This window comes from Methylomonas koyamae, from assembly GCF_006483455.1.
Lineage (GTDB): Bacteria > Pseudomonadota > Gammaproteobacteria > Methylococcales > Methylomonadaceae > Methylomonas > Methylomonas koyamae_B.
In genome coordinates this window covers 1-10,840 of sequence record NZ_PPPU01000075.1, presented here as the reverse complement: position 1 = coordinate 10,840, position 10,840 = coordinate 1, and the positions used below count along the sequence as shown (strand labels likewise).

11 protein-coding genes are annotated in these 10,840 nt (G+C 56.8%); 2 read left to right on the top strand and 9 right to left on the bottom strand.

Going from position 1 to position 10,840, the window contains the following annotated elements; all coding sequences use genetic code 11:
• From C2U68_RS20730 to C2U68_RS20690, 9 genes are all read right to left on the bottom strand, one after another.
• Positions 1–693: adenosylcobinamide-GDP ribazoletransferase (locus tag C2U68_RS20730; protein WP_140914377.1), on the bottom strand; the 693-nt coding region annotated here is incomplete at its 3' end.
• 2 nt (positions 694–695) lie between these two features.
• Positions 696–1,109, bottom strand: a complete 414-nt coding sequence (locus C2U68_RS20725) for a TM2 domain-containing protein (RefSeq protein ID WP_140914376.1) — start codon at positions 1,107–1,109, stop codon at positions 696–698.
• Between the two features lie 131 nt (positions 1,110–1,240).
• Positions 1,241–2,281: a nicotinate-nucleotide--dimethylbenzimidazole phosphoribosyltransferase gene (gene cobT / locus C2U68_RS20720; RefSeq protein WP_140914375.1), complete on the bottom strand. Its 1,041-nt coding sequence runs from the start codon at positions 2,279–2,281 to the stop codon at positions 1,241–1,243.
• A gap of 8 nt (positions 2,282–2,289) precedes the next feature.
• Positions 2,290–2,817, bottom strand: coding sequence for a bifunctional adenosylcobinamide kinase/adenosylcobinamide-phosphate guanylyltransferase (gene cobU / locus C2U68_RS20715; RefSeq protein WP_140914374.1), 528 nt, complete (start codon positions 2,815–2,817; stop codon positions 2,290–2,292).
• A complete protein-coding gene (locus tag C2U68_RS20710) occupies positions 2,810–3,253 on the bottom strand; it encodes a universal stress protein (protein WP_140914373.1) in 444 nt (147 codons plus the stop codon). Before C2U68_RS20710 ends, cobU begins: the two co-directional genes overlap by 8 nt.
• 14 nt (positions 3,254–3,267) lie before the next feature.
• Entirely contained in the window at positions 3,268–3,774 is a 507-nt protein-coding gene (locus C2U68_RS20705; protein ID WP_140914372.1) for a hypothetical protein, read from the bottom strand.
• A 2-nt stretch (positions 3,775–3,776) separates the two neighbouring features.
• Positions 3,777–5,666, bottom strand: coding sequence for an ATP-binding cassette domain-containing protein (locus C2U68_RS20700; RefSeq protein ID WP_140914371.1), 1,890 nt, complete (start codon positions 5,664–5,666; stop codon positions 3,777–3,779).
• Positions 5,667–5,807: 141 nt separating this feature from the next.
• On the bottom strand, positions 5,808–7,673 hold the full coding sequence (locus tag C2U68_RS20695; RefSeq protein ID WP_140914370.1) for a M48 family metallopeptidase: 1,866 nt from the start codon (positions 7,671–7,673) through the stop codon (positions 5,808–5,810).
• A 207-nt stretch (positions 7,674–7,880) separates the two neighbouring features.
• Complete coding sequence (locus C2U68_RS20690; RefSeq protein ID WP_140914369.1) at positions 7,881–8,723, bottom strand: hypothetical protein; 843 nt, start codon at positions 8,721–8,723, stop codon at positions 7,881–7,883.
• Positions 8,724–9,250: 527 nt separating this feature from the next.
• On the opposite strand from C2U68_RS20690, the gene C2U68_RS20685 reads away from it, so the two are divergent.
• Both C2U68_RS20685 and C2U68_RS20680 read left to right on the top strand, forming a co-directional pair.
• Positions 9,251–10,114 (top strand): DUF4238 domain-containing protein, encoded by an 864-nt coding sequence (locus tag C2U68_RS20685; RefSeq protein WP_140914368.1) that lies wholly within the window; start codon positions 9,251–9,253, stop codon positions 10,112–10,114.
• A gap of 98 nt (positions 10,115–10,212) precedes the next feature.
• Entirely contained in the window at positions 10,213–10,596 is a 384-nt protein-coding gene (locus tag C2U68_RS20680; protein WP_140914367.1) for a hypothetical protein, read from the top strand.
• Positions 10,597–10,840: the final 244 nt, after the last annotated feature.

The window sequence follows — 10,840 nt, the reverse complement described above, 5'->3', positions numbered from 1 at the left end:
GGTTTCGACCAACTCCACCGCCGCGCCGTAGACGTCGCCGGTGCAGCCGCCCAAGCGGGCGATGGCGGTGCGGCGCAGCCAAAACAGCAGTAGCCCGGCGGCCAATAGCGCCGGCCAACCCGCCAGCGCCAAGCCCAATAGCGCGCTGGCCGCGATCGGCCAGCGCGCCGCGTCTGCCGGAAACTGTTCTAGCAGTTTGGCGGCCAGGCCGTGAGGATTGACGTAAGCGCTGCTGCACATCAACAGCAAAATCGCCGCCCGACCCAATACCGGCGCCAACACCAGCGCGGCATAGCGTTGTTCGGCCAGCAGTGCCTCGATCGCCGCGAATTTCAGCAGCAACACCAGCAACAAGAGACAAACCGCAATCGGGCCGGAGCTGGGGTCTTTCATAATCCGCAAGCTACGCTCGCGGTCGCCGTAGCCGCCGACCCAGGCATCGGCGCAATCGGCCAAACCGTCCAGATGCAGGCCGCCGGTCAGCAACACCCAGGCTACCAACACCAGAGCGGCGCTCGCCAAGTGTGGACCGCCAGCCAACGCCGCCGCCAGCAGCGCCATTAGCAAACCCAGCAGCAGACCCACCGCCGGATAATACAGTGCGGATTGACCCAATCGGTGCGGGTCGGCCGGACCGGTGTCCGGGACCGGAATGCGAGTCAGAAACTGTAAGGCCAGCCAGAATGCCTGCACGGTTATTTCAGATGCCGGCCCTTGGCGTCTTTATCGATATGGCCGGTAAAAATCAGTACGCCTTCGATAAAGCCCCACATCACGCCGAAACCGCCGGTGCCCAGCGTGACCAGGGTTTGCAACAGACCCAGCATATAAAACCCCAGATAAATCCGGTGCAGACCGATCGCGCCGAAAGCAATACCCAGCAAGGCCGCCAACATCCGGCTCTTTACCGGTTTGACTTCCATCAAGTAGGCGCCGACCGGACTGACTTCGGTGACCTTGCCGTCGTCCTGATCGAAATCGACGTCGTCGCCGGCTTTAGGCGGCTCTTGGGAGGTCCATTGGTCGATATGGAATTCGTAAAACTGGTTTTGGTATTTGATAACGCCGGTTTGGCAGCGTTCGTCGTAACTTTCGATATGTCCTAGCATGGGCTAATCCGCATTGGTTTGAGTTGTTTTTATTATTCTGCCGCGCCGGAGCGACTCGGATATTTGCAGCGCCGGCCATGATACGGGAAAGCGCCATGGCCTGCCATCGTCCGCAACGCTCGCTACCGGCGTCAGCCTGCGGATACTCCGGCTTCGGCAAAGGTCGCCATTTCGTTGTGCAGCCGGCAGGCCATTTGCAGGATAGGTACCGCCAACGCCGCGCCGCTGCCCTCGCCCAGACGCATGTCCATCGTCAGCAGCGGCCGGGCTTGCAACGCCTGCAGCACCCGGCCGTGGCCCATTTCCGCCGAACAATGGCCGAAGAAAAACCAGGCCGTGCAGCCGGGGTTGAGCCGCGCTGCCAGCAAGGCGGCGACGCTGCTGATGAAACCGTCGACCAAAACCGGCAAACCCTGCTGCGCGGCGGCGATGTAAGCGCCGGCCAGTGCGGCGATTTCGAAACCGCCCAAGGTTTGCAGAATGGCAAGCGGCGTATCCAACAGCGGCCGGTGGCGTTGCAGCGCGGCCTCGATCACCGCGGCTTTGCGGCCGATTTGTTCCGGCAGCAAACCGGTCCCGGCGCCGGTAATCTCCACGGCCGGCAGACCCAAACAGGCCGCGGCCAACGCGCTGGCGCTAGTGGTATTGGCGATGCCCATTTCGCCGCCGACGAACAGTTGCGCGCCGTTGGATAGCGCCCGCGCCACGGCACGGCGGCCGGCGGCCAGGGCGAATTCCAGTTGGGCGGCGGTCATCGCCGGGCTCTCGACGAAATTGGCCGTGCCGGCTCCGGCGCGGTCGGCAATCACGTTCGGCAGTGCCACCGGTTGCAGCAAGCCGGTGTCGACCACCTCGAAATCAGCGCCGATATGGCGAGCCAACACATTGACCGCGGCGCCCCCGGCGGCGAAGTTTTTCACCATTTCCGCGGTGACCGCTTGCGGAAAGGCCGATACACCCTCGGCGGCGATACCGTGGTCGGCGGCAAAGACGCTGATATGAATGCGGTCTATGCCCGGCGCTGGGCTGCGTTGCATCGCCGCCAGCCGGGCGGCGCAATCCTCCAACACGCCCAAGGAACCGGGCGGTTTGGTCAGTTGCTGCTGGCGTTGTTGGGCTTGCAGGTAATAGTCGGCCGCGGGCGCGGCAATCGGCTCGAAGATCCAATTCATCGGCGGGATTAAACCTGTTTCAGGATTTGCGGTAAACCGGCGGTGACCAGCACCACTTTATCGCAGAGTTGGGCCAGTTTTTGGTGGAGGAAGCCGGCTTCGTCGACGAAGCGGCGTGTCATCGGATCGGCGGCGACCACGCCCAAGCCGACTTCGTTACTGACCAGAATCACCCGCTGGCCGCCGGTACTCAACGCCTTGCACAAGGCATCGCGATGGTCGCGGTAACGCTCCGCCTGCAGATTCCCTTGCCGGTCGAACAGCGCATTACACAGCCACAAGGTCAGACAATCCACCAGCAAACATTGGCCGCTGCCGGCCGATTCGGTAATGACCCGCGCCAAATCCAGCGGCTCTTCCACGGTTGCCCACTCGGCCGGCCGCCGCTGCCGATGGTGGTCGATCCGCGCCTGCATTTCGGCATCGCCGGCTTCAGCCGTCGCCACATAGACTACCGGCAGACCGCTGGCCAGCGCCTGTTGTTCGGCGTAACGGCTCTTGCCGGAACGGGCGCCGCCCAGCACCAATTCAATCATCGGCCAGGCGCACCGCCAGCACATCGCATTGGGCATGGTGCAACACGCCGTTGGCGGTAGAACCCAATAATAAAGCCAGGCCGTGGCGGCCGTGCGAGCCAACCACGATCAAATCGACTTGGTTTTCCGCGGCGACGCGGACGATTTCCAGTTTCGGGCTGCCCATCTCCAACCATTGCCGCTCGGCCGGCACGCCCAATTTTTCGCCCAATTCGGCCAGCCGTTTTTTAGTGGCTTCGATCAGTTCCTGGGTCAAGTCGACGTCGAACGGAATCATCGGCCCGTAGGCCGGATCGGTAATCGGTAAGTTATCGACCACATGCACCAGGCTGAGTTGGGCCTGGTTTTGTTCGGCAAGGCGTTTGGCTTTTTCCGCGACTTGGCCGCCGTGTTCAAAAAAATCGGCGGCCAGCAAGATATGTTGGTACAGCGTCATAAATAAGCTCCAGGTTAATCGGCGGCAGGTCCGGCGAATAATAAGGTCATTACTTGCGAGGAAATCAGTACATATAAAAACGCCAACGCCAAACCGAAAAGCAAGGGCCGATCCAGCGCATTGCGGAAGATGTGGCCGTTGACCAGCCAATGCCAGATCATCATGCCCATCACCACGATGAAAGCAACGTCGCCGATCTGGGTTTGCAAGCTGGCCACGGCCGGAATTGCGCATAAGCTGATCAGGGCGTCGGTACCGAGCAAGGCGGTAAAGGTCTGCGGAAACCGGGCGGTTTTGCCGGCGAAATACAGCAGCGGATAACAAAACCCGACCAGTAGCGCGGTTTCCACCGCGATCTGAGCGATGGCTTTGCTCCAGGAGCCGTCCAGCAGCAGAATCAAAAGATTGACGCCGATATAGGGTAAGAAAACCAGCCGGTACAACACCGGAGCGGCCGGTACATCCTGCGGACCTTTACGCAGGATGGTAATTTCGAAAAACAACACAATCAGTTGGTACATGGTCACTCCGCTTGTTGTAGGTTTTCCTCCGCGGCCAGCCAATCCGTCTCGGCTTGTTCCAGCGCACTGTCGATCTGGCTTTTGCGGCTTAGCAGTTGTTTTAATTGTTCCTTGTGTTCGTCGGCATAAATCGCCGGATCCGCCAGCATTTCCTCCAGATCCCGTTGTTGCTGGTGAAACTTTTCCACCGCCGCTTCGGCCTTTTTGACCGCATCCAGCAGCGGCTTCAGCCGTTGCCGGCGTTCGGCATCCTGCTTGCGTTGGTCTTTGCGCGATACGTTGCCGGTCGAGTCGCTACCGGCGGCCGGTTCGTCCGCAGCCCTCTTCTGTTCCGCCAGCCATTGCTTGTAATCGTCCAGATCGCCGTCGAAAGGCTGCAGCCGGCCACCCGCCACCAACAGCAACTGGTCGGTGACCGAACGCAGCAAGTGCCGGTCGTGCGACACCACCACCAGCGCGCCCTGGTAGTCCTGCAAGGCCACGCTCAACGCGTGGCGCATTTCCAGATCCAGATGGTTGGTGGGCTCGTCCAGCAACAACAGATTCGGATTTTGATAGACCAGCATCGCCAGCACCAGCCGGGCCTTTTCGCCGCCGGAAAACGGCCCGACCGGATCGTTGACCTTGTCGCCGCGAAAATCGAAGCCGCCCAGAAAATTGCGCAAATCCTTCTCGGTGGCCTGTTTGTCCAGTTGCTGCAAATGCCACAGCGGGCTTTCCTCCAGCCGCAGCAATTCGAGCTGGTGCTGGGCGAAATAGCCGATGTTCAAATCCTGGGCGGTCTGCAGCTTACCAGCCAACGCCGGCATTTGCCCGGATAAAACTTTGATTAAGCTGGATTTGCCGGCGCCGTTAGGGCCGAGCAGGCCGATCCTGTCCCCGGGCGAGATCGACAGGCTGGCGTTTTTGATCACCACCTTGTCGCCGTAGCCGATGTCGGCTTCCTCGATCTTCAATAGCGGATTCGGCATCCGTTTCGGCGGCGGGAAGGCGAATCCGAACGGCGAATCGATGTGGGCCTGGGCGATGATTTCCATCCGCTCCAGCGCCTTGATCCGGCTTTGCGCCTGGCGGGCCTTGGTGGCTTTGGCCTTGAAGCGGTCGATGAAGCTCTGGATGTGGGCAATCTCGCGCTGCTGCTTTTCGAAGGCGGATTGCTGCTGCGCCAGTTTCTCGGCCCGCATCCGCTCGAAGTCGGAATAGTTGCCGGTATAGATCTCGGCCTTGCCTTGTTCGATATGGACGATGTGGTCGGTGATCGCATCCAGAAAATCGCGGTCGTGCGAAATCAGCAACAGCGTGCCGGGATATTTGACCAGCCAGTCCTGCAAATAAATCACGGCGTCCAGATCCAGGTGGTTGGTGGGTTCGTCCAGCAACAACACGTCGGAGCGGCACATCAGGGCCTGAGCCAAGTTCAGCCGCATCCGCCAGCCGCCGGAAAACGAACTGACCGGCCGGGCTTCCTGCTCGCTGGTAAAACCCAGACCGTTCAACAACCGCGAGGCGCGGGCCTGGGCGGTGTAGCCGCCGGCGTGCTCCAGTGCCGCATGCAATTCCGCCAGTTTCAAACCGTCGTGCGCCTGCTCCGCCGCAACCAACTCGGCCTGCAGCCGGCGCAAGGCCTGATCGCCGTCCAGCACGTAATCGATCGCCGAACACGGCAATGCCGGAGTTTCCTGGGCGACATGGGCGATTTCCAGATTCGGCGGCAACGAGAACTCGCCTTCGTCGGCATGCAACTCGCCGCGCAACAGCGCGAACAAGCTGGATTTGCCGGCACCATTGGCGCCGGTCAAGCCGATTTTCTGGCCTTTATGAATGGTGAAAGACGCCCCGCTGAACAGTTGGCGGCTGCCGCGGCGAATCGCGATGTTTTTGAAATTGAGCATGGTGGCGATAAAACGTTCGGCTCGGCGACATGCCGCACCGGGATCGCGATTTTAGCGCGGGATGGGGTTCGGTGGGTGACGGATTTTGTGCCGCCCGTCCGAAGCCGGAGCGGGCGGCGGGGGGAGTCCCGTGGCGGCGGCTTAGCGCCGGTAAACTTCGATACCGGCCTTGATCGCCCGTTTGGCAATGGCTGCATAAGCACCGGATTTGCAAAGCACGAACAGGTTTTGCGGCAGTTGGAGTTCGGCAATCAGCTGCTGCGTCAGTTTTTTTTCGTTGGCAAAGCGGGTTTTGGCAAACGCCACGACATAGGTTTTGGCCTCGGGATAATGCTGCATCGGTTTTTCCGCCAGCCAAATACGCTTGACGCCGGACAAGTTTTGCCCGGCTGCGCGCAACACGGCCAAAGTGTCGTCGTCGGCACCGGGCATGATCAACACGTCTTTGCGCGTCAGGTTTTGCCGCTCGATAGCCGCGGCATGGTTGACGTCGATTTGCCGCTCCGCCCGGCGTACCCACTGCTCCGCAGCAGCGTCCTCGCCCCGGCTGCGGTAAAAGTATTCCAGCCAGCGACAACCGTCGAGCGCCAATTCCGGCTTGGCCTGCATCGCGGCCTGGATTGCGTCGATACCGGCCGCATCTCCGCGTTTCAACAGCAATCGGCCGATCACGAAGTCGGCATTGGCGTCGATATGGGCGGCGCGGTAACGTTGAAACAGCGGCAGCGGATCGATATCGGGCGCAAATTCCTCGGTCAGCGTCGCCAAACGCCAGTGCTGGTCGCGGCTCAGGGTTTCGGCCGGCAATGGCGTCAATTCCGCGAGTTGGCTGCGGCCTTGTTGACAATAATTGAAGCGCTCCTGCCACTTGTCGCCATGGCGCTGCAGCCAAAGCCGGTCGAAGTCGGTCAATACGGTGGTCAAGCGTTCGCCCAACCAGGCATGAGCCGCCGACAGCGCCGGCATTTTCGGCAGCGGGGTTCCGGCCTGCAGCGCCTGCAACCGGTCGCTCAGCGCCGGGTGGGTATCGTAGTGGCCGGTCGCCACCGCCATCGCTTCGGCGGATTTGCGCTGCAATTCGTCGGCCGCAAACGGGGCCTGGCTCAGGAAATCGCGCAACGGGCCGAACGGCGCAGCCGGCTGCTCGTTGCAATCGGCTTGCTGGAAAAACGGCGCCCAGAACCGCTCGTTGACCAGACCGCTGACCACGTAGCTGTTGACCAAAGCCTGCGCCGCATCGGCGCGGCTGGTCAGTTGCGCGGCGACGGCGTCGGCGGCGAATTCGTTGCTGCGGGCCAACGCGAACGAATAGGCGGCAAAGGTCGGCGCATACCAATCGAAAAAGCGCCGCATCAAGGATGCGCCGATGTTTTGTTGTTGCTCCAAGCCGTCGATGATGCGTTGCCAACCCAGCCTGACCCGGTAAATCCAGCCGCCGAAACGGCCATGCGCGGCCGACAGATGGCCCAGTTCGTGGGCGATCACGGCTTCGGCCTGAGCCGGAGACAGACTCATCAACAATTCCAGACCGAGTATCAATGTGTTTTTCGGAAAGCCGAATACACCCAGCCGCGGGGTCTGTACGATGGCGGCGTTGGCTTCCGGCGTCAGAATCACTTGGTGAATTCGCGGCGCGCGCAGTTGCCGGCTCAGGGTTTTCAGACGGTCGAACAGTTGCGGATACTGCTTGGCGGTCAGGCGGTAACCGTCGGGCGCGTCGAACTTGACCCACAGCGCCCTTAGCAGCACGTAGATCATGCCCAAAATCACGAAGATCAATTTCTTCTTCAGCAACAGAATCGCAAAGGTGGTGCTGGCCAACGCGGCCCAGCCGATGCCGACGCTGAGCGCCAACAAGGTAAACAGCACGCCGAAGATCACCAGATAACCCAATAGCGCCATCAGGCCGACTTTGGCCCGGTACAGATCGGGCCGTTGCTGCGCTTCCCGTTCCGCGCGGCAGATCAGGGCTTCCAGGTGTTCGCGGCGTTCGGTCGTGGATTTCATCGCAGGCTCCGTGCAGAGAAGGTTGAGTTAGTGGCATCGGCAAAAAAGCCGCCGGCATGACGGCCCGGATATCATAACCAACCTAACGGAAAGATTGTGCGGTTAATCTTGAAGGAACCGGCGATGGACAGCGGCCGGGAAGCGCTTGCGCCCGATGCCGCCTAGCCCCACCGGCAACCGCCGGCGCGAAACGGATACTCCGACCGTTTAGACCTCGGCCGCACACCGGCCGCACGGCCGGTTGCGACGGAAGCTGCCGGCCCAGGTGGCGGCGATGCCGGTCAAAAATAACGGCAACGCCGCCGGCAAGGGCACCGGTTGGATCGGAATGCCGAACGTGCCTGACTCGGAGGCGGCGATCGTCACACCCTGCGGCAGAATCAGATTCAGCGTCGCGGTGTTATTCAAGGCGCCGGTGATGATGGCGTTCTGATCGACCGCGAATATCGTGAAACTCAACAAGGCGCCGATATCGGCGTCGACATTGCCGGTAAAAGTTTTGGTCACCGACAAGGTATCGCTGAAGGCGCCGTCGCTACTATAAAAGCTGGAGTCGAAGGCATCGGCGCCGCTGGTCGGGCCGAAATTGATCGAAGCAAAACCGCTGGCGCTGCCGCCTAAGATGCTCAAAATGCCGTCCACTTGCAGTTCGAAAGTCACCTCGTAAGGCGTAGCCAGGTCGGAGTGCAGAGAAATCACGTCGTCCAATTCGGCACGAGCGCTGAGTACGCCAATTTCGCCGTTGGCTTTAGCGTCTTGCGCCGTATTGTCGATTTGGCCGAACACTTTCAACTCCAGCAGGCCGATATCGGCCGAGGCAATGTAATAGAAGGCACCGTTCGGATCGCCGGCCTGGACCGTGACGACTGAGCGGTCGAACGGCGTACCGGGCGGACTGGGTTCGGCATCCGCGGTCACGTTTTCGCGAACGAAGTTGCCGTCCAAATCGGTATAACCGGCCGCCCCGATTTGGGAGACGGCGTGTGCGGATAAACTGAAGCAGGCTAGCAAGCCGCCGCAAAGCAGGGAATAAGCGCTAGGGTTTCGCATTGGGAATCCTCCTGAAAATTGCAGGTAAAGGCCAAACGGCAGCGATAGTCTAACGCGCGGGAATAGCGAATAATATGTTAGCTATTTCACATTTTATGTCCGAATTTACTGACTTGATCTATGCCTTGTGCCGGCCTGAAATCGATCGGAAATAAACCGAGGGCCAAGCCGACGGGAATGGGAATGGAAAGCTATGGCGCTTGGAATGGGACGGAATGAGGGGGATCGTCCCGTTGCTGCCTATCATTGATGATATATAGAAGGGAAAATCATATGCTGATCAATAAATTATCTTGTCATAGATCATTTATTGGTGGATATACGGAACTTTTTAATTGCTAGTTAGCAGGTTGGTGAAAAACCATATTCTAGCCACTAACTCAGCTGGAAGAGGTCTTTATTTAGTGTCAAAGCCAATCTGGTGTCACTAAATATAGGCTCGGTTGGTTGTAAAAAAGAGTTTTTCACCAACCTGTTAGGTGTTTAATCCTACTTGAAATGAATTGAAGGAGCTATAAAGATAAAGCATGAAGGAGTCCTCGAAAAAACTGCCTTTAGAATCTGAAGATCATCATTGGTGGCCTCAGTGTGTTTCCAAGCACTGGAAAGATAATCAAGGCCATATACATAAGATGTCTTCAATAGGAACTGTTAGTCCTTATAAAAAACATAGAAAACTTGGTTATATTCCAAATGCCCATTCAATTAAATTTTCAGGTGAGCCAACAGTTTGGGATGAATCCTATGAACACTATTTCGATTTTGTAGATAATAATAAAGGTTTTCCTTCTATTATAAAGTGGCTTAGAGACTTGAAGAGTAATTACAGTTCTCAGGATGAAGATAATGAAAAAATAGATTTACTGCTTGATTGCTCATTATCCTTGGTTGTCAGAAGTCCTCGATTTCGCAATCAAATAAAAAATAATATTGAACAGTTTGGTGGTCATAATGCAAGTGAACTTTTAATAAGTATTAATCAAAGAAATACATTTGAAAAATTTAAAAATTCACTCAGTCATCAAGGAAAGTTTGCAGTAATTTTATCCAATGAACAAGAGTTTATTTTTGGGGATGGGTTTTATCAAAATTTTGTATCTTCTATAGATATTCCCTTAGAGCCAAGAATGATAGTTCCTATATTGCCTGATATTTGTGTGCTCTACAGTCGCCCTATGTCTTATAGTGCTAAGCCAAGATTAATTACAAGAGAATTAAAAAAGGAGGACATAGATTTTATAAATCAAACTACAATGGTTTACAGCAAGGACTACGTCGTTTATAAGTCTCAACAACCTGTAATTACAAAAAATTTTAGTTGTAATAAGTTTTTAGAGTACGGCTTTAATGGTGACCCAGTGATTAACGCTTTTTCAAGCATTTTTAATTAATAAGACACCTAACATGGCGCTCAAGCCGACCCGCTTCCGCTACGCTCCAGCGGTCGGCTTAGCTCTACGTTATGCAATCAGCCAACAAGGAGACACGAATGGCGCGTAATACGATGAATTGGATGAAACTCTGGGGAATCGTTGCGATCTTTCTGACCGGGATCGCCCTTGCGGAGCCGTCGATATCGCCGAGTTACGTTACGGGAAAAGCCAAGAAACTCTATAGCGTAATCTTCGGTATTGTGGTGGAGGCCAATGGTTCAGTCCGTTCAGTGCGAGTTGCCCGCGTCACTGATCCAATATCCGGTGGCGTAGCTCCGGTTGATGCGTCTGTTCCACCAGTATATGTAGATGCGGCCAAGAAATATATTCTTGATAAGGGGTATTCACCGAAACTCGATAATGGAAAGCCAGTAGAGTTCTACACCTATTTCTTTTATGACCCAGCAAATCCTCAAGTGTTGATAACTGAAATCAAGTAACAGCCAATGCATAACCAACGTATCAACTTGACCCCAAAAAGCTATGCTCCTATCGTCGCTACGCTTTTGCTGTCAAGTTACCCTTATCGTTGAATGATAGCTCTGAGACCATCACTTTCCATTGATTCAAAAAGCTTGATGGCCGGCTTTTGGCCGGACTTACTCCTTTTAACTAGATTGTTCCGTACCGAGTAGTCCCCGGCTCAATGTCGTAAAGTTAAGGATGGATAGGGGTCGGAAAGGG

Bases quoted from the DNA above. Each gene is read 5' to 3' on its own strand.
- C2U68_RS20695 (WP_140914370.1), bottom strand. From the start codon at position 7,673: ATGAAATCCACGACCGAACGCCGCGAACACCTGGAAGCCCTGATCTGC.
- cobT (WP_140914375.1), bottom strand. From the start codon at position 2,281: ATGAATTGGATCTTCGAGCCGATTGCCGCGCCCGCGGCCGACTATTAC.
- C2U68_RS20725 (WP_140914376.1), bottom strand. From the start codon at position 1,109: ATGCTAGGACATATCGAAAGTTACGACGAACGCTGCCAAACCGGCGTT.
- cobU (WP_140914374.1), bottom strand. From the start codon at position 2,817: ATGATTGAATTGGTGCTGGGCGGCGCCCGTTCCGGCAAGAGCCGTTAC.
- C2U68_RS20690 (WP_140914369.1), bottom strand. From the start codon at position 8,723: ATGCGAAACCCTAGCGCTTATTCCCTGCTTTGCGGCGGCTTGCTAGCC.
- C2U68_RS20700 (WP_140914371.1), bottom strand. From the start codon at position 5,666: ATGCTCAATTTCAAAAACATCGCGATTCGCCGCGGCAGCCGCCAACTG.
- C2U68_RS20705 (WP_140914372.1), bottom strand. From the start codon at position 3,774: ATGTACCAACTGATTGTGTTGTTTTTCGAAATTACCATCCTGCGTAAA.
- C2U68_RS20680 (WP_140914367.1), top strand. From the start codon at position 10,213: ATGGCGCGTAATACGATGAATTGGATGAAACTCTGGGGAATCGTTGCG.
- C2U68_RS20685 (WP_140914368.1), top strand. From the start codon at position 9,251: ATGAAGGAGTCCTCGAAAAAACTGCCTTTAGAATCTGAAGATCATCAT.
- C2U68_RS20710 (WP_140914373.1), bottom strand. From the start codon at position 3,253: ATGACGCTGTACCAACATATCTTGCTGGCCGCCGATTTTTTTGAACAC.